This window comes from Desemzia incerta, from assembly GCF_900115825.1.
In the GTDB taxonomy this organism is placed as follows: domain Bacteria; phylum Bacillota; class Bacilli; order Lactobacillales; family Carnobacteriaceae; genus Desemzia; species Desemzia incerta.
In genome coordinates this window covers 103255-121066 of record NZ_FOXW01000001.1, presented here as the reverse complement: position 1 = coordinate 121066, position 17812 = coordinate 103255, and the positions used below count along the sequence as shown (strand labels likewise).

17 protein-coding genes are annotated in these 17812 nt (G+C 37.7%); 8 read left to right on the top strand and 9 right to left on the bottom strand.

Annotation, left to right across the window (positions count from 1 at the left end; translation table 11 throughout):
• The first annotated feature begins 33 nt into the window (after window positions 1-33).
• Window positions 34-228 carry a hypothetical protein gene (locus BM137_RS00595; RefSeq protein WP_092479133.1) on the top strand — a complete coding sequence of 65 codons (195 nt, stop codon included), beginning with the start codon at window positions 34-36 and terminating at the stop codon, window positions 226-228.
• Between the two features lie 241 nt (window positions 229-469).
• Here BM137_RS00595 and BM137_RS00590 read toward each other — a convergent pair whose 3' ends face one another.
• Window positions 470-2251, bottom strand: coding sequence for an ABC transporter ATP-binding protein (locus tag BM137_RS00590; RefSeq protein ID WP_092479601.1), 1782 nt, complete (start codon window positions 2249-2251; stop codon window positions 470-472).
• Window positions 2238-3998 (bottom strand): ABC transporter ATP-binding protein, encoded by a 1761-nt coding sequence (locus BM137_RS00585; RefSeq protein WP_092479131.1) that lies wholly within the window; start codon window positions 3996-3998, stop codon window positions 2238-2240. The genes BM137_RS00590 and BM137_RS00585 overlap by 14 nt, the downstream gene beginning before the upstream one ends.
• A 531-nt stretch (window positions 3999-4529) precedes the next feature.
• Between BM137_RS00585 and BM137_RS00580 the strand changes: the two genes are divergently transcribed.
• Window positions 4530-5360, top strand: coding sequence for an AraC family transcriptional regulator (locus BM137_RS00580; RefSeq protein ID WP_177192455.1), 831 nt, complete (start codon window positions 4530-4532; stop codon window positions 5358-5360).
• A gap of 261 nt (window positions 5361-5621) precedes the next feature.
• Window positions 5622-7166 carry an AbgT family transporter gene (locus tag BM137_RS00575; protein WP_092479127.1) on the top strand — a complete coding sequence of 515 codons (1545 nt, stop codon included), beginning with the start codon at window positions 5622-5624 and terminating at the stop codon, window positions 7164-7166.
• Window positions 7167-7262: 96 nt separating this feature from the next.
• On the opposite strand, the gene BM137_RS00570 is transcribed toward BM137_RS00575, so the two are convergent.
• Complete coding sequence (locus BM137_RS00570) at window positions 7263-8504, bottom strand: dicarboxylate/amino acid:cation symporter (protein ID WP_092479125.1); 1242 nt, start codon at window positions 8502-8504, stop codon at window positions 7263-7265.
• Between the two features lie 253 nt (window positions 8505-8757).
• Between BM137_RS00570 and BM137_RS00565 the strand changes: the two genes are divergently transcribed.
• The 4 genes from BM137_RS00565 to BM137_RS11240 all read left to right on the top strand — a co-directional run bounded on the left by BM137_RS00565 (window position 8758) and on the right by BM137_RS11240 (window position 12524).
• Window positions 8758-10092, top strand: coding sequence for a CHAD domain-containing protein (locus tag BM137_RS00565; RefSeq protein ID WP_177192454.1), 1335 nt, complete (start codon window positions 8758-8760; stop codon window positions 10090-10092).
• A gap of 285 nt (window positions 10093-10377) precedes the next feature.
• Complete coding sequence (locus BM137_RS00560) at window positions 10378-11832, top strand: UDP-N-acetylmuramoyl-L-alanyl-D-glutamate--2,6-diaminopimelate ligase (RefSeq protein WP_092479121.1); 1455 nt, start codon at window positions 10378-10380, stop codon at window positions 11830-11832.
• Between the two features lie 134 nt (window positions 11833-11966).
• Entirely contained in the window at window positions 11967-12263 is a 297-nt protein-coding gene (locus BM137_RS00555; RefSeq protein WP_092479119.1) for a hypothetical protein, read from the top strand.
• A gap of 84 nt (window positions 12264-12347) precedes the next feature.
• Window positions 12348-12524 carry a hypothetical protein gene (locus BM137_RS11240; RefSeq protein WP_177192453.1) on the top strand — a complete coding sequence of 59 codons (177 nt, stop codon included), beginning with the start codon at window positions 12348-12350 and terminating at the stop codon, window positions 12522-12524.
• Here BM137_RS11240 and BM137_RS00550 read toward each other — a convergent pair.
• Window positions 12501-13289 (bottom strand): 3D domain-containing protein, encoded by a 789-nt coding sequence (locus tag BM137_RS00550; RefSeq protein ID WP_092479117.1) that lies wholly within the window; start codon window positions 13287-13289, stop codon window positions 12501-12503. The genes BM137_RS11240 and BM137_RS00550 overlap by 24 nt on opposite strands.
• A gap of 677 nt (window positions 13290-13966) precedes the next feature.
• Here BM137_RS00550 and BM137_RS00545 point away from each other — a divergent pair.
• Window positions 13967-14569, top strand: coding sequence for a 50S ribosomal protein L25 (locus BM137_RS00545; RefSeq protein WP_092479115.1), 603 nt, complete (start codon window positions 13967-13969; stop codon window positions 14567-14569).
• A gap of 48 nt (window positions 14570-14617) precedes the next feature.
• Here the strand turns inward: BM137_RS00545 and BM137_RS00540 are convergent, their stop codons facing one another.
• The 5 genes from BM137_RS00540 to BM137_RS00520 form a co-directional block, all read right to left on the bottom strand.
• Window positions 14618-15109, bottom strand: a complete 492-nt coding sequence (locus BM137_RS00540; protein ID WP_092479113.1) for a hypothetical protein — start codon at window positions 15107-15109, stop codon at window positions 14618-14620.
• Window positions 15110-15131: 22 nt separating this feature from the next.
• A complete protein-coding gene (locus tag BM137_RS00535) occupies window positions 15132-15362 on the bottom strand; it encodes an excisionase family DNA-binding protein (RefSeq protein ID WP_092479111.1) in 231 nt (76 codons plus the stop codon).
• Window positions 15363-15509: 147 nt separating this feature from the next.
• A complete protein-coding gene (locus BM137_RS00530) occupies window positions 15510-16292 on the bottom strand; it encodes a flagellar hook-basal body protein (RefSeq protein WP_092479109.1) in 783 nt (260 codons plus the stop codon).
• Window positions 16293-16337: 45 nt separating this feature from the next.
• Window positions 16338-17081: a flagellar hook-basal body protein gene (locus BM137_RS00525; RefSeq protein WP_092479107.1), complete on the bottom strand. Its 744-nt coding sequence runs from the start codon at window positions 17079-17081 to the stop codon at window positions 16338-16340.
• Window positions 17074-17790, bottom strand: coding sequence for a sigma-70 family RNA polymerase sigma factor (locus BM137_RS00520; RefSeq protein ID WP_092479600.1), 717 nt, complete (start codon window positions 17788-17790; stop codon window positions 17074-17076). Before BM137_RS00520 ends, BM137_RS00525 begins: the two co-directional genes overlap by 8 nt.
• Window positions 17791-17812: the final 22 nt, after the last annotated feature.

Below are 17812 nucleotides of genomic sequence, written 5' to 3'. Positions count from 1 at the left end.
AGATCGTACAACTAACTTTTAGGTGGTTTTTAGATGAGTTTGAAAAAACAACGATTGATTTATTATCTTATAGTGGATGCAGCAATTATGACTCTTTTCTTTAAAAATTACTTTGTGCCGGATCACCTTTCTTTGAACCGTTTTTTACTGTTTTGGTTTTTATTTATCATCGGGACGGCATTGATCACAAGAGGTCTTCTCTCTTATAGTGCTAGACGCAGAAAGTGATGAGTGAGTAGAAATATTTAGAACAACGTTAAATCATAGAAAGGACGGGAGATTGATGTTACTGCTGGCTTTACTTGGTTTGGGGATCGTTGTTTGTAGCTTGTCTAAAATGGGTACAATCGCCGATTATTGGATTGAACAAGGAAAAAAATAATGTGTAATCGCCACTTAAAAAAAGCAACTCTATAGTTCGGCTCATTTTGAGTCTCACTATAGAGTTGCTTTTTTGTGCTGCAGCTTTTTATACTTTCTTCAATAACTCAGACTGTGTTCGGTACAGTTGGTAATATAAGCCTTTTTGCTGCATCAATTCTTCGTGACTGCCGGATTCCAGAATTTTCTTGTCTCCGATATAGAATATACGGTCACTATTTCGAATCGTTGATAAGCGATGGGCGACGATAAAAGCTGTTCGACCTTCCAATAATCGATCCAGACCTTCTTGTAAAAGGACTTCTGTTTGAGTGTCGATACTTGAAGTTGCTTCGTCAAGAATCAATACCTTAGGATCAGCCAATAGCGTTCTGGCAAATGAAATCAACTGCCTTTGCCCGGCTGATAAGGTACTTCCTCTTTCTTGAACGATCGTACGATACCCATGCTTCATTCCGCTGATAAATTCATCTGCTCGAACGATTTTTGCGGCTTCAACGATTTCTTCATGTGTGGCGTCTAATTTTCCGTACCGGATATTTTCTAGAATCGTACCTGAAAAGATGAATGTATCTTGCAGCATGACACCTACTTGGTTGCGCAAAGAGTCTAATGTAACATCGCGAATATCGATCCCATCAATCAAAATCGATCCCTTTTGTACATCGTAAAATCGGCTGATCAAGTTGGTAATCGTTGATTTACCAGCTCCTGTTGGACCCACTAAAGCAATCGTTTCTCCTGGTTTTACATGGAAATTCAATTCTTCAAAAATCGTTTGCCCTTCTTTGTATCCAAAAGTCACATCTCTAAACTCTACGTCTCCTTTTACCGGCGGCATTTCAAAAGCATCCTCTGAATCCTTCACACTAGGTTCAATGTCCATCAATTCGAATATTCGTTCTAAATAAACGGATCCAGATACCAATGAGTTGTAAAAGTTTCCTAAATTAATGATTGGGTTCCAAAAGTTATTGACGTATCCGACAAAAGCAATCAAAATACCAGTCGAAACGTTTACGCCTAACCCGCTGATTCCGGCGAAGTAAATAAACGCGATCGTTATGGTGGCGATGTTTTGAACGATTGGTCCCAGTAAGAATTGAACCCGAACAGCTCTCATCCATGCTTTTCGCTGATTGTCGCTGAACTGAGAAAAAATCTCGTAGTTCATTCCTTCGCGCGTGTAGGATTGAGTTGTTTTAATCCCTGCGATACTTTCATGAATGTAGGCATTTAAGTTGGCTTGTTCTGCACTTAATTCATCATATGCGATCCGTTGTTTGTTCTTTATTACCAATGTGATCACAAATAAAATCGGCAGCAGAATGAAACTATATAAAGTAAGCGTGACGTCTAAAGAAAACATAAATACTAATGTCACTAAAATACTTAATATATCTGACAACACATTGATGACCCCATTTGATAGCAAATCGCTCAACGTATTGATATAGTTGACCACTCTGGTCAAAATTTTTCCGTGAGGTCTGCTGTCGTAAAATGAGAAAGATAAGCGCTGTAAATGAGTGAACAAGTCATACCGCATATCTCGTAAGACATTTTGTCCCAGTAATGGAATATTGTATAACCGGTAACGAATAGCGGCTCCATTCAAAATGGTTGCCAACGTGTAAATAATCGTGATCCACAAAAGCTGTGTAGCATCTTGGTTCGGAATAGTCTCATCGATAACAACACTTGTTAAGAAAGGTCCTAGAACAAGCACGATATTGGAGAAAATGATTACTCCAAATATTTTAGCAATGGAACTTTTATATGGCAGTAAATACTTAGCAATTCTTGTGTAGTTTTCGGTGTTGAATTTGGTTCCTAGTTGTTGTTCTTCCTCCAACCTATTCTGTGCCATCATCAAACGCCTCCTCTACTTCAGATTGGCCAAGTTGTTCTCTATAAATGTCGTAATACGCGCCGCGTTTTTGAAGCAGCTCGCTATGACGTCCGCGTTCAACGATTCTACCTTTGGATAAGATCACGATTTCATCCGCAGCTTTTACAGAAGAAATTCGGTTCGCAATAATGAAAGTTGTTTTTTCTTGGCTGACTCTTCTCATAGCATCTTGAATTTTCACTTCTGTTTCCATATCTACTGCAGAAGTCGTGTCGTCTAAAATTAAAATTGCTGGATTTTTCATCAATCCGCGAGCTAATGATAGCCGCTGTTTTTGTCCCCCAGAAAGTCCGCTGCCTCGTTCACCCAAATACGTGCCGTATTTTTCCGGCATTTTTTCAATAAAAGGACTGGCATCAGCCACTTTGGCCATTTCTCGAATAGTTTCAATTGGAGCTTCTGGAGTACCATAAGAAATGTTCTCTTGAATCGTATCTGAGAACAGAAACACATCTTGCATGACGATAGAAATATTTTGTCGCAATTCGCGTACGTTCCAATTTTTTATATCCTCTCCATCAATCAGCACTCTGCCTTCAGTAGGATCAAAAAATCTGGAAATCAAGTTTACTAACGTTGATTTACCTGAACCGGTTTCTCCTAAAATCCCTATAGTTTGCCCAGGACTAGCTTTCAATGAAATGTCTTCCAATACTTTGTTCTCTGGGTCATCAGCAAAGGCAAAAGAAACATGCTGAAATTCCACTTCTCCTCGAATCCGTTGCTCTCTTCTTTGCTGTTCCACTGGAATCAGAGGTTTAGCAGACAACATTTGTCTGATTTTATACGTTGCTGTGATAAACCGTTGGGAGTCATTCATAAACATCCCTATACTCCGCATCGGTACGTTCAGCATCCAAGTCAGCCCGCTAAAAGCAACCAATTCTCCGACTGTCATGATTCCTCTAATAACAAAGAACCCGCCTAATCCGATAGTTATGACAGACAGTAGCCCGGCCAAAGTTTCTAAAACCGGCAAATAGGTTCTTGAGATTTCGGCAGAAAACAAATTGCGTTCTCTGTAATCTTCATTTCGTTTATTGAATTTTTTTGTCTCGTAATCCTCATTGGCGAAAGCCTTAACGACTTTGTTTCCTCCAATATTTTCTTCTACCATAGAGTTCAATCTCGAAAAACTTTCTCGAATCTCATAGTAAGCAGCATTTGCGCGAGAAGACAACATGACAGTCAATATTCCAATGAATGGCGTGATGATCAACATAGAGAGCATCAATCGCCACTGAATGGCGCCTAAAAAAATGATGGCTGAAATAAACAATATCGCACTGTCCAAAATGTTAAAATAAACCCACGAAACCGCATGACGGATCGCATCCGTATCCCCTGTCATACGCGCCATGATATCTCCAACACGAGTCGTATTGAAAAAAACAAAGTCCATTTCTTGCAGCTTTGTGTACAGGTCTTCTCTGATCTTAAACAATACATTCTGGCCTGTCGTTTCAAACATCATTTGGTACACATACCGCAATACCGTCCGCAACACCGTAGCAACAATCATAATCACTAACAACGGCACCAATAAAGACCCTCTTTCCTTATTGATGACCTCATCAACGATCATTCCACCAATATACGGCGTTACCACATTTAACAACGCCACAATAACCGTCCACAAACTCGCCCAAAACCAATACACCTTGTACGGCTTAATGTAACCCCATATCCAACGAAAACTAGACATACTCTCACTCCCCCCAATAAATCTCTTACCCAAATCTTAAGCCAAAACCACCCCACATAAAATGGACATAACCAACAAAAACAATGGATAAAATTACTTCATGCGGAGAGGACTTGACAGCAACGAAGCAAAAATAGGAAATTTTGATTGGGATGCTTTCTATCCCAACCAAAATTTATCTTTTTTGCACAGTTGCTAGGCCTCGCAGCTGATAATAAACATGCGGAGTGCCTCGTTTAGCTCCGACAGAAAAATCTATTGCCTGTTTAGAGAATCCTCTTTATTCTCAAAACAGGCAATGATTTTATCCGAGGAGCTGAGGCACGCAACTGAAATTCAACATGTGAAGATCGTTTCTCAATTCTTCAAGGAAACTTTTGATCATCCTTTTTGAGTTCAATTTTTAAATACTTTATAATTGAACTAACTGTATCCAAAAGTTTTCTTATTGTGATAGTTATTTGTTTGAAAAAAGCATATAATACACGTGAGTTTACATTTTATGTCAATAGAATGTATGGGGGTGAAGGGATGCTTAAAATCGATGCTAAAACGTTTAATCCAGAAATTCTTTACATTTTTGATGCAGATTCCAAAGGACCATTTGATGGAAAAAACCACCATCATGATTTCGTAGAAATGAGTATCCTTGTCAGCGGAGAAGTTTTCTATAATATAGAAGGAAAAACGACTCACCTAACAGAACCGACTGTGCTTTTATTAAACCCTGGAGTCAGTCATTATGAGTATATGCCTTCTGATATGAAAAATAGGCAAATTCATATAGGAATCCGTAATTTTACGATCGATCTATTTCCAAGGGATTATTTCCCTATAAAAGAACCTATCATCCGCTTGTCAAAAAACCGACAGAACTTTTTTGACAGCTGCGATGAGATCCTCAAGGAACGCGAACAGTTCAGAACAGGTTCCGAGCTATTATTAAAAGGGTTGATTTTGAAACTTTTTGTTCTCTTGCTTAGAGACGCTTCCATCTTGCCTGTCAATGAAAGTTCTTTATTATTGACCGCGGATGAAAAAGAAAAACTAACCTTGATAGAAGAAGTTGTTCAGTACTTAGAGAATCACTACATGGAAGATCTGACATTAAATCAAATCGCCGATCATTTTTACACAAGCCCAACTTCGCTGTCTAGAGCTTTTAAAGAACATACAGGTGAAACCGTTATCAACTACCTTATCCAATTGCGTTTGTTAAAAGCGAAAGAAATGATTGAGGACAACTTAGATATCAGCATCCGTCAAGTGTCTCAATTAGTAGGTTACCAAGACGCCTATTATTTCAGCAAATTATTCAAAAAATATTACGGCAAGTCGCCGACACTATTCCAAAAAGAATAAGATAGAACCAGAATTCACCGATAGCAACTTTAGCCTATTGGTGGATTCAGGTTCTTTTTTAAAAATTCTGAACATTTTAAAAACTTTATTTATAAATATTGTTAGCGAATACAATACTTGCTATGACCTATTCACTTACGTAAGTTCATTGACCCCCCTTTTGAAATCCTGTAATATAAAAATTATCGGTTAATAGGGACCGATAAATACTTCTCTTTTATTTATATCACGAAGAGAAATATATAAACGGGGGAATAGAAAATGAGCAAGAAAGAACGACCTACGAAAGAAAGGTCTAAGGGTTTTTTAGGGATAATTGAAAATGTCGGGAATAAGTTGCCACATCCCGCAATATTATTTGTTATTCTAGCACTTATGGTTATTGTTATTTCAGAAATTGCAGTACGTGCAGGGTTAGCCGCAACTTTTGTGGATGCTCGGCTTGGTGAAGAAGTCACCATTGAAGCTGTCTCACTATTTAATGGTGAAGGGTTGAGTTTCATTTTTAACAACGCGACAACCAACTTTACTGGTTTTGCTCCTTTAGGAACTGTATTGGTAGCTATGCTGGGGGTTGGAGTTGCAGAATGGTCTGGATTGATTGGAGATGCATTGAAAAAACTGATCAAATCGGTTCCTACAGCATTACTAACTTCTGTAGTGGTTTTCGCAGGTATCGTATCGAATATTGCTTCTGATGCTGGGTATGTTGTCATTATTCCATTGGGAGCTATTGTATTTGCTGGAGCTGGAAGACATCCGCTCGCTGGTTTGGCCGCTGCTTTTGCAGGGGTATCTGGAGGGTATTCAGCAAACTTAGTGATTGGACCTACAGATGCTCTTTTGACGGGTATCACTAATGCGGCTTTAGAAAGTGCCAATATTGATTATGAAATGGCTGTAACAGGGAACTGGTATTTCATGGTTGTTTCAACATTCCTGTTAACGATCGTTGGAACGATTATTACCGAGAAAGTTATTGAACCTAAGTTAGGCGAATACAAAGGTTCATACAAACCGGATGACGAGCCTCTAACTGATCTTCAACACAAAGGTTTGAAACTAGCTGGTTTATCTGTACTAGTATACGTCTTTATTATTGGTTTGATGCTTGTTCCGGAAAATGCTCCGCTTCGTGCTCTTAACGAAGACACTGGGTTGATGACGATGGACAATTTCTTAAGCCAAGGTTTGATTTTTGCAATCTTCCTATTATTTGTGATTCCTGGTTTCGTTTATGGAAAAACAGTAGGGAAAATAAAAAACAGTAACGATTTGGTCGAAGGTATGACTCAATCAATGAGTTCAATGGGCGGTTATATCGTTCTTGCGTTCTTTGCAGCTCAATTCATCAGTTACTTCTCTTATACCAACTTAGGTATGATTTTGTCAGTAAATGGGGCAGAGTTTTTGGAATCAGTTGGATTTACCGGTATTCCATTAATCATCGCTTTCACACTGTTAGCAGCCTTTTTAGATTTATTCTTAGGTTCTGCTTCAGCGAAATGGGCTATTATGGCACCAATCTTCATCCCTATGCTGTTCAATGTAGGGTTAACACCTGAATTGACGCAAATCGCTTACCGTATCGCCGACTCTACCAGCAACATTATTACTCCTTTAATGAGTTACTTTGCTATGGTATTAGTCTTTATGAAACGTTACGAACCAAAGAGCGGTTTAGGAACCCTGATTTCAACCATGCTTCCTTACTCGATGTCTTTCTTAGTAGTTTGGTTGATCATGTTGATCGGTTGGTATTTCAGCGGTCTTCCAATCGGACCAGGTTCTTACATGACCTTTTAAGTATTGACCATTGAACATGACTAAACCCCCATCTCCACTAGTTTTCTATCACTAGTAGAGATGGGGGTTTTTGTCTGGGCAACTATTTATTGATTATTACAGAACTTCACTGTTGATTGGTTTACCTCTAGTTGGAACCCAATTTTTTTCTTTTAAAATTTTAGTATGATAGATTTTATCCACCATCAAAGCAATCGCATTGTCTCCTGAAACATTTGCCGCAGTTCCAAAACTATCTTGCGTCAAATAAAGAGAAATCAATAAAGTAGCGATTGGTCCAGTTGCTGAAATTCCTACGACAGTTAGAAAAGGAAGAGCACTCATGATTGCCCCACCTGGCGCTCCTGGTGCTGCCACCATAGCTATTCCAAGTATCAAGATGAATCCCATCATCAGTTGAAAATCATAAGGCATATCGTACATGATCAAAACAGCTGTTACACATGAAATAACTGTTGTGATACTTCCGTATAAATGGATTGTCGCACACAAAGGTACTACAAACTCTCTGATTTGACGCGATACCCCGTTTTTACGAGCAATTTCTATGTTAACAGGAATAGTAGCAGCTGAAGATTGTGTTCCTAGAGCCGTAATATAGCCTGGTACTTGGTTCTTAATAAATTGCCATGGTTTTTCTTTTCGGTAGATACCTGCAATGACAAACAAAGCTAGGACTCCTATTAACTGCAAAGCTAACACAACCAAAAAAACTCTCCAGAAAACAGATAGGATAGATTGAATAGATCCAGTGTAACTCAAGTTTACAAAGTTTCCGAAGATATAAATAGGTAATCCAGGAATAACTAATGTGTTCAATATACGCGTGATAATGGCACTAAAATCACTAAAGAAATGATAGATCGTCTCTCCTTTGTTCTGTCCTCTCAACCAAGAGATACCAATACCAAATAAGAAAGCAAATACAATAGCGGAAGTTACATCTAACATTGGTTCTAAAGGAATGGTAAACAATGCTGCCAACCCTTCTCCACTTTCAGTAACTTTTTGACTCAATTCTGGAGTAATGAACATTGGGAAAACAATGGAAGCAATCGTATAGGCGATTACTCCACCTACTAGTGTTGATCCATAAGAAATAAGTGTAGTCGCACCAAGTAGTTTACCGGCTCCTTGAGTGAGATCTGCTATCCCAACTATTACATAACCAATAATCATTAGTGGAATTATAAAAGATAATAAACTACTAAACAAACTGGATATTGTAATTGGAATCTGCAAAATAATAGCGGGTAAGACGTCTAGTTGCCCAAATACAATACCTAAAACAATGGCAATAATTAATTTTGGCACTAAACCAATTTTTGTTTTTTTCATTGTGGTTCCTCCTACTGATTAAAATTTTAATCATTTTTTCATAAATTAAATTCCATCATATCATATTCAAAATAGAAACTAAAGGAGATTTTTATACTATTTGATTTCCTTCTATTATTGGGTGTTTTTATGGGTAGAACAATGTCTTATTAGTGGAAATAAACCGATAAAGAAGCGATAATAGAGTTGTCAAACTAGAAAAGATGTCTCCTCTGTTTTAAAATGGTTTTACCGTCAAGAAAGGATGAGTGCTGTGAGTCGATTCGTATGCTTTTTTCGTCACGGGATTGCTGAAAACAAAGAAGTAGTAGAAGAAGATTTTAATCGTACTCTAACTTCTGAAGGTAGAAAAAAGTTGGAATATTCCGCTCCTATTCTTCACTACTTGATTAATATGGAGAAAGAGATTTTAATTTGGTCCAGTCCTCTATCACGTGCTGTTGAAACTGCTGAGATTATTTCCCGCTCATTAGGTGGACTGCCTATTATAGAACAAGGTTTTATTGTTGAAGGAGATTATGATCAGCTTTTGTCTGAAATCGAAAGTACAACAAAACATTGCACCATCATTATTGTAGGACATGAGCCAACTTTAAGTACTTGGGTTGAACAGTTGACGGGATCGCTGCTGCCATTTGGCAAAGGAGCTTGTGCAGGCGTTCAACTAAAAAATGCTTCTGAAGCACAACTGCTCTGGTTTCATCAATCTAAATCATTGAAAAATTTACGTGTAATAAAGGACAATCCTTCAAATCTTTTAGCTATCTTGCTAAGAAACTCTTTAAACAATATGCTTAGCTTTCATAAAGCTTTTCTAGCGTCTCCTTATGACAAAGAGAACGTCCATCAATTGCGTGTCCATACTAGACAATTCCGTTCTGCATTGAATTTTCTCAAACCATTATTGCCCGACAATGTTTATCAAGACGCTCGCAATCCCGCAAAAGAATTGTTCAAACAATTTTCCCGTTTGCGTGAATTGGATGTCTTATTAGAAGAAGTCGAGTTGATTTGTAACAAAGAACCCGATTTGCTGGAAGATCCTGAAGGGGTTGTAGAATTAATCTCTAAAGCGCGATTAAAAGAACAGCGCAGACTGATTCATTCAAGCAACCAGAAGAAAATGCGGCTTGTCTTCGCTCATTTGTACCAGTGGGTCGAATCTGTGGAATGGGCTTCTTTGATCCTAGGTACAGAAGACTTGTCTTCATTTGTAAAAAAACGGTCCAAGAAAGAACACAAAAAGGTTGCAGAAAAAATTAACCAACTCGATTATACGGATATAGAAGCAGTCCATCATGTTCGCCTAAAAGCTAAACATTATCGTTATGTGCTCAAAAATTTTGCCTCTCTTTCTGAACAAAACAAGAAAGCGTTGAAGAAAAAACAAAAATTTGCAAAAATACTTCAAAAAAAGTTGAGCCCTGCTACAGATTTTCATGAAAATATTCTAGCTCTTCATTCTTTCATGCATCAAGAACTACCGGAATGGCTGGAAAAAGATTTGCTGACTTTAATCGATTATGAAACAAAGCAACTAGATTCAGAGTTGATGCACCTTCAAGAAAACTCTACAGACCTCATCTAGTGCTTCTCCTCTTACCAAATACTCATGTATTTTTTCTATTTTTATTCGCTTTACTTATCATCTCTATTGAGGCAAGAAATACATGCCTCTTTCCTTTTTACGAATAACGTTATTTATATTAAGCTTTTTTAATGATATGGTTTAATGATTCAATTATACTTGAATACAGGACGGCTATCTTCCTCATTCGTATAAGGACTGACTTGTCAGTTCTTCTGGAAGAATAGTCAAAATAAAATCGTTTATCCTATATGGATTGTCTTATAGAAGGAGGCAACTTTTACAATGAAATTAAAACAACTAATTGAATCCTTCTCTTCTTTATCTGAATTTTCAGGAGTAGATCTTGAAATGGAGGTTACGGGTATAACAGATGATTCAAGAAATGTAAAACCAGGGATGCTCTTTGTAGCTATCAAAGGTTACCAATTTGATGGACATGATTATATAAGAGACGCTGCAAAAAATGGCGCATCATTGATCATTGGCGAAGCAGTTCAACCCAATATCGGGGATACTCCTTATGTCCTCACAAAAAACAGCCGAAAAATGCTTGGACAATTGTGCAAGACTTTTTACGGAAATGCTTCTGATAATAAAATCGTTATCGGGGTGACTGGTACGAATGGTAAAACAACGACCTGTTACTTATTGAAGCATTTATTGGAAAAAGCGGGTTATTCTACTTCGTTGATCGGCACGATAGAATATGTGATCAATGGACAGACATCTAAATCCCTGAACACTACCCCCAGCGCATTGCTCATTCATCAAATGATGGCTCAATCAACAGACCAAGTGGTTATCGTAGAAGTCTCTTCTCATGGATTGACTCAATATCGTTTAGAAGGAATAACGTTTGATTATGCTTTATTTACCAATTTGCAGCACGATCATTTAGATTATCACCATACGATGGAAGAATATTTTGAAGCTAAGGCTTTGTTATTTGATAAATTAAAGCCAGACGGAAAAGCTGTCATCAATATCGATGATACTTGGGGACAACATCTAGCTCAACGGTTACTGGCTAAAAATGTTGAAACCATCACTATCGGCCATGACGAAAAAGCCACTTTTAAACTCTTATCAAAAAAAGGCAAAGATATTCAAGTAGATACGGAAGGTTCAGTCGAAACTATTTATTCTACTTTGATCGGTATGCACAATGTGTACAACTTAGCTATGGCTAGTGGAGTAATTGTAGATATGGGCTACACTATTGACCATATTAACGATAGCCTTAAGGATTTCGCTGGCATTCCAGGCAGATTTGAAACACTCGCCATAATTGATGGAGTTCATTACATCAGCGACTATGCACATACAGACTTGGCATTGCAGTATTGCATAGACTCGATTAGAGAATGCAAAGCAAATAAGATCATCCATATATTTGGTTTCCGCGGAAATAGGGATAGTACAAAACGTGTTCCGATGCTTCAAACTTCTCATAGATTAAGTGATTACACTATTTTAACTACGGATGATTTAAATGGGACATATGAAGAGGAAATGAAACAGACTTACGAAACATTGGTTGAAGAAGCTCAGCTAGAGGATCACATAGATATCATTATGGATCGAACCATCGCGATTCAAGAAGCTCAAAAAATAGCTCAACCTGGTGATTACGTTATCTTGACAGGAAAAGGGCCGGAATCGTATAAAGAAGAATTTCAAATGGGAACTCACTCAGATAAAGAAACGGTTCTTCAATTAAAATTGATGCAATATTAATACAAAAAGAAACGAGCCTTTGAGAAGTCTCGTTTCTTTTTTCGGCTTACATCTTTCAAATGAAATGATTACAGTGATGGGAATTCTTTATGGTAAAATAAATGAAAAATCTATTCCTCGAAGGAGTTTGAAGTATGTCCAATAAGATGAGACGTTACGCTTTATTAGTATTCGCGGCTTTAGTGGGCTTGGTCATGGGGTATCTGCGCCCTGAAGTCTCACAATCTCTATTATCTGTTGTGGGTATCATCGTTGGTTTGGGATATTTGATCTTATCTCGACGAGAAGAAACGAATAAAACAACTCAAAAAAAGAAAAACAGCTCTCCTAATCAAATAGATTGGTACTTGCTTTTACAGATGCTGCTTTATTTTATTGTTGGAGCAGCTTTAGGAGCAACAATCGTCTATATCAGAGTGCTGCTGTATTAATCCCTTCATCTCATCTTCAAACAAAAAAGAAGAGAGTGGGAAAAAAGGCATTTAGCCCGAATCACTGGAGCGAATAAGCACAGGATGGTCGTAGACCATTTGAGCATTATTCGTGAAGTGGATGTCGGGGCTGCCTTTTTGAGCGCGTTTACGAAACCAATATTCGTAAAAGAAGAAGGAGCTGGGAATTATTTCCCAGCTCCTTCTTCTTTTAATTTTTCAGATTTTGTCCATTTATTAGTTCAAAATTTGAACGTCTAATGTTTTTCTTCCAAATTGTAATGCAGCATTTAAATCAGTCATGTGGACATCAATACGGTGTCCTTTGATTGCACTACCAGTATCTCCAGCAATAAATGTTCCATATCCTGGTACATATACCGTTGAACCTAATGGAATAACACTTGGGTCAACAGCGATAACATTTGGATTTTCATTCAAATTGATTCCAGTATACGTTGTATCACTTAATTCTGGTTGATTTGTTGAATAAGCCGTAGCTTCTACAGTAACCCATTCACCAGATTTTTCTTCTGCAGCCGGTTGAGTTGTTTCAGCAGCTGGTGCTTTTGTCTCAACAGCTTCTTCTGTAACTTCTTCTTTAGCTAGTTGTTCTTTTGTTTCTTTTGGCGTTTCTACTTCTTTCACTTCTTCTTCACTTACATTATAAGTTTTCACTTCGTTGTTGTTTTCTACCGTTACAACTGAATGATCACTTGATAAATGAATCGAATTTCCAGCAATAATCACATCTGCGTTGCTGATATCATTGATTTTCACTAATGAATCTACAGAAATATCTGTTGCTAAAGCGATGCTTGATAATGTATCTCCCCATTGGAAAGTATATTTTGATCCTGTTTCATCACTTTGGATATCCTCTTTGACCTCTGCTACAGTACGTGCTTGCCATGAATTAGCGTTATATTCGTTTGCTGATGCTTCTGACGGGTTAGCTACTGAGAATAGTCCTACCATTGCTAAAGTTGATCCTGCAGCTACTAATTTTGACTTTATGTTTCTCATTATTTTCTCCCTCTCTATTCCAAATGCTTATTTTCTTCCACATTTCCAAAAGAACCTCTTTGTATTTTTAATAGCCTTCATGTGTTTCTTAAAGTGTTCTATTAAGTGTTCCTTTGCCACGAAATGAATAGTACCATGATTCGAAAGAGAAGTCTGTTAAAAAGAGCTTTTGTTATGGTTCTTTATTGCTTTTGTATTAAAAGTAAGTGTTCATTGCAGAAGTATGACAAAATCAAACTTTACGTAAAATACAACATGTTATCGCAACGTTTTGTAATTATTCGTTATTCATGCTCAAAATGCACTATTTCCAACTTTTATAGTTTATATCAGCTCAAAAACGATGTTGTAAGCTGTCTCACAAAACAAACGTTCGCTATTTTACTATCGACTAGTATTTCGGCTGATCTGTTCCAACTATATTGTCATTTACACACAAATTTAGTTTTTTGTCTCTTTCTTGTGAGTAAAAATCTCTCTCATTAACGTCTTTCTTCTATAGTATTAAGTAATAAATTTACCTATCTCTAAAAGCAATCCAATTTGTTTCATTTTATTTGCTTAATAGAGCCATGCTTTATTTTACATAAAGCTCCAAAAAGTCATATCGCTTTCATTTCCATTCTATTTGGGGTATCATTGATGTTAAGGTAATTATCTTAAGGGGGAATAGTAATATGAACATCAAAGCTATGAAAAGAGAATCAGTCGGTACAGGCGCATCACACAAGGATCGTCGTGCAGAAAACATCCCAGGCGTGATTTACGGGAAAGAAGAAGGCTCGATTTCTGTACTCTTAAATGAAAAAGAAATCCGTGAAGTTTTAAAAACTCAAGGAGATAGTGCAATCTTTGACGTTACCATGGAAGACGGCAAAAAACTTCAAGTTTACATTAAAGAAGTTCAACGTCATTCATTAAAAAATCAAATTTTACATGTAAGTATGCAAACATTAAAAGCTGGACAAAAATTAACGGTCTTTGTTCCTGTGGTTTTAGAAAATACAGAAAATGTAAAAATTGGGGTATTAGAACAAGCCCTTTATGAAGTTTCTGTTGAAACAGTAGCTGACAAGGTGCCTGAAGAATATACAGTGGATGCAGGAAGTTTAGAAATTGGTGACACATTAACGGTTGCTGACTTAGAACAACTTCCAGATGTAGAAATTGTTGAAGAACCTGATACGTTGATCGCAACAGTTTCAGCTCCTCGTGTAGAAGAAGAGCCTGAAGAAGATGCTGCTGATCCAGAAGTTATCGGTGAAGATAAAGCTAAATAATCGTTAAACATTTAAAAAGCTGAAATAAGCAGTTCAAAACTGTTTGTTTCAGCTTTTTTGTAGGGACAAAACTGTCGGTTTCTCGTACTCTGTGTTGCCAAATATCGCTTGAATATGTTGTGGAGTAACATGATCAAGAGATAATATCTTTACTACAGGTTCTTCAATATCATCCATCCACGTATCCCAAAGCTCTACTATGCTTCCTGATTGCATATGTTGATTCAAAAAAGTGATGATTTCTTCCGCTCTTTTTTGTGTGTATCTGCCCCATTCGAAAGTATACCGATAAGGCAATTGAGTATACGGATCAGAATAATAGCCATCTTCCTCTTTTTGCACTGTAATCTCCCCTAACAACTCTTCGCTTTCGAACCAAAGCAGCACTTCAGGTTCGTCAGGATCAATATCCATCTCCAAAATACTTTCCTCTATCGAGAGTCCGTTCGCTAAAGCTTCATTAATAGAATACAAATGGACATGCGGATTCTCAATTTCAGGCAGTTCAATCGTACTGGCAATGAATTGATAATTACTCATAAGTGTCACATCCTTATAAAAATCAATCTTCATCCTTAATATCGATATCTTCTGGAATAGGTGTATTCAAATACTCTTCCAGCGCTTCTTTTTGTTTTTCCATTTCTTTCATAAATAAGTTGAATTGTTCCTTATTCAGCAACAGCTCGTCATCTACTTGGACTGTCCGCACTTGTTTTTCACGAATCAATCGGTAGACTTCGCTGACAGGTACATTCAAATATTCAGCCGTTTTTTCTATTGTTAAATACATACTACAATCGATCCCTCGCTTTTTCTCTTTCATCATAGCTCAAATGTCAGAAGCTGAAAAGAATTATTTTATGTTACAAAAAAACAGCCGCCCCATCTTAATGACTTGAGCGGTTGTTTTTAAATGAAAACAGTTGATTCTTCGATTTTATTGCTTAAAGTTGTTGATCATTCCCATAATTTCATCTGTACTTTGAGCGGCTTTTAAATTCAATGAATAAGCTCGTTGCGTGACGATCATATCCGTAAAAGTCGTTGCCAAATCTACATTGGAAATTTCTAAGTAACCTTGCTTGATACTACCAAAAGCATCATTGTCGCCATTTGAAGTCATTAATTCGATTCCGGCTGGTACTTGATACTTGTTTCCTCCTGCAGGTTGCAAAGCATCAGCTACACTCGGATAAAACAATGGAATAGTAGCTACTTGGGTTTGGTTTCCATTGTCGTCTAAGATCATAACAGCTCCTGAATCTTGTATGGCAACATTTCCGGCAGGCCATTGATCAACCGGCACCGTCGTATTGATCGACAACGATTCATTGTTCCCATTTGTCAGCGTTCCGTTAGCATTCAGTTGGAATCCGCCATCACGAGTCAGGTAAAACTGTCCAGCAGCATCTGTGACTCCAAAAAAGCCGTTTCCAGCAACAGCCATGTGAAACTCCCCTTGGCTCTCAGTCAAAGATCCTTGTTTGAAATTCGAAGTTGTTACTCCGCTTAATGACCCTACGCCGATTTCTCCGCCTTCTGCATTATCGGATAAAAGCAATTTATCTTCAGCTAATTGATTGGTCATCAATTCACGGAAATTGACTTGCTTTGATTTGTATCCAGTTGTATTGACATTTGAAATGTCATTAGCAATAGCATCCATAGCTTTTTGATGTGCATGGATTCCGCTTCTGCTTGTGCTTAAAGAAATACTCATTTTATTTCTCCAATCTCCCTTTTATCCAGCTATCTTAAAACAGCTTTACACTTTTCCTAATTCATTGACGGCTTTTTGCAAGGTTTGATCTGCTGCTTGCAAGATTTTTTGATTCGCTTCGTATTCTCTGGACACTTGCATCAAATCAATCATCACGTCCGCTGTATTGGCGTTAGCCGTTTCGACTGCTGATTGGAAAACGGCTGTATCGTTAGCCATCATCCCGCCATTCCCTGAAAATAACGTATCTCCTTGACTAGTCAGTCCAGCAGGATCAGCAAAACTGGTTAATTGCAGTTGCTGCCCCGTTTCAAGAATCGTACCATCCGTTGAGACCATAAACTCCATACTGCCTACTTGAATCGGTGTATTGGCAGTGCTCATTACTTGATGACCTTCTTGAGTCGCCAGGAACCCTTCTGCATCTACCGTGAAGTTTCCGTTACGTGTATACATCGTTTCGCCATTCGCCGTTTGAACCGTAAAGAATGCCTCACCTTGAAGTGCTAAGTCAGTTGATGAGTTGGTTAATTTGATACCGCCTTGGCTAAAATCACGGTACACTTCATCAATCTGACTCCCTAATGACAGTCCCCCAACATTGAACTGCTGATTCAATTCTGGACCATCTAATCGGTTAAACAAGTTTTGCTCCACTAAACTGCTTTGGATGATTTCTTGCTCTTTATATCCGACTGTATTTAAATTAGCAACAGTCGTACTTAAATTTTCCTGCTTTTTTTCTAATATATGTAAGTTTCTATTTGTGGTAATAAATCCTCTAATCATTATAAGCCTCTTTCATATGACTCTTTAATTTTACAATCATTTTCCCATGAATCTGGGAAATACGCGGAATCGATAAATCGTATACGAATGCAATTTCTTTTAAACTTAATTCTTCTATATACAGCATGTTTAAAATCTGCTGCTCACGCTCGTCTAACTTTTTGATCGCTAAAGCTAACATTTCTTTTCGTTCGATCTCTAAAAGAGCCTCTTCAGAATTCACTGCAGTGGTATCTTCCAAAACATCCTGTATCTCAACATCATGCCCTTCTTCAGAAAACAGCACATCTTCTAAAGATACCGAAGCTAACTGATGAACAGTTTCGTGAATCTTACTCAACTCTTTTTCTCCGATTCCTAATTCTGCGCAAATTTCATGATCCGAAGGTGTACGCATCAGCGTCTTTTCCAATTTCTCTTTGGCTTTGTAGAAATCGTTCAATTTCGTGATGCGAGACCGGGAGACTTTAGACGTTTTACGCACTTCATCAATGATAGCACCTTTGATTCGAATATAAGCATACCCTTCAAAAGGAACTTTCTTCGAATGATCGAATTTATTTAATGCATCCATCAACCCGATCACGCCCATGTTGATCAAATCAGACCGTTCATAATCGCTTCGCTTGATATTCAACCCATTCACTACTTTTTCGACCAAGGGAAGATACTTTAAGATTTCCTGTTCTCGGTCAGTCTCATAATACATCATTGCCCTTCCTCCTAGCCAT

What these genes read in the sequence shown, in the direction of transcription:
- BM137_RS00575 (WP_092479127.1), top strand. Translation starts at nt 5,622, where the DNA reads ATGAGCAAGAAAGAACGACCTACGAAAGAAAGGTCTAAGGGTTTTTTA.
- BM137_RS00560 (WP_092479121.1), top strand. Translation starts at nt 10,378, where the DNA reads ATGAAATTAAAACAACTAATTGAATCCTTCTCTTCTTTATCTGAATTT.
- BM137_RS00545 (WP_092479115.1), top strand. Translation starts at nt 13,967, where the DNA reads ATGAACATCAAAGCTATGAAAAGAGAATCAGTCGGTACAGGCGCATCA.
- BM137_RS00590 (WP_092479601.1), bottom strand. Translation starts at nt 2,251, where the DNA reads ATGGCACAGAATAGGTTGGAGGAAGAACAACAACTAGGAACCAAATTC.
- BM137_RS00585 (WP_092479131.1), bottom strand. Translation starts at nt 3,998, where the DNA reads ATGTCTAGTTTTCGTTGGATATGGGGTTACATTAAGCCGTACAAGGTG.
- BM137_RS00550 (WP_092479117.1), bottom strand. Translation starts at nt 13,289, where the DNA reads ATGAGAAACATAAAGTCAAAATTAGTAGCTGCAGGATCAACTTTAGCA.
- BM137_RS11240 (WP_177192453.1), top strand. Translation starts at nt 12,348, where the DNA reads ATGGTCGTAGACCATTTGAGCATTATTCGTGAAGTGGATGTCGGGGCT.
- BM137_RS00530 (WP_092479109.1), bottom strand. Translation starts at nt 16,292, where the DNA reads ATGAGTATTTCTTTAAGCACAAGCAGAAGCGGAATCCATGCACATCAA.
- BM137_RS00570 (WP_092479125.1), bottom strand. Translation starts at nt 8,504, where the DNA reads ATGAAAAAAACAAAAATTGGTTTAGTGCCAAAATTAATTATTGCCATT.
- BM137_RS00520 (WP_092479600.1), bottom strand. Translation starts at nt 17,790, where the DNA reads ATGTATTATGAGACTGACCGAGAACAGGAAATCTTAAAGTATCTTCCC.
- BM137_RS00525 (WP_092479107.1), bottom strand. Translation starts at nt 17,081, where the DNA reads ATGATTAGAGGATTTATTACCACAAATAGAAACTTACATATATTAGAA.
- BM137_RS00535 (WP_092479111.1), bottom strand. Translation starts at nt 15,362, where the DNA reads ATGTATTTAACAATAGAAAAAACGGCTGAATATTTGAATGTACCTGTC.
- BM137_RS00540 (WP_092479113.1), bottom strand. Translation starts at nt 15,109, where the DNA reads ATGAGTAATTATCAATTCATTGCCAGTACGATTGAACTGCCTGAAATT.
- BM137_RS00595 (WP_092479133.1), top strand. Translation starts at nt 34, where the DNA reads ATGAGTTTGAAAAAACAACGATTGATTTATTATCTTATAGTGGATGCA.
- BM137_RS00580 (WP_177192455.1), top strand. Translation starts at nt 4,530, where the DNA reads ATGCTTAAAATCGATGCTAAAACGTTTAATCCAGAAATTCTTTACATT.
- BM137_RS00555 (WP_092479119.1), top strand. Translation starts at nt 11,967, where the DNA reads ATGTCCAATAAGATGAGACGTTACGCTTTATTAGTATTCGCGGCTTTA.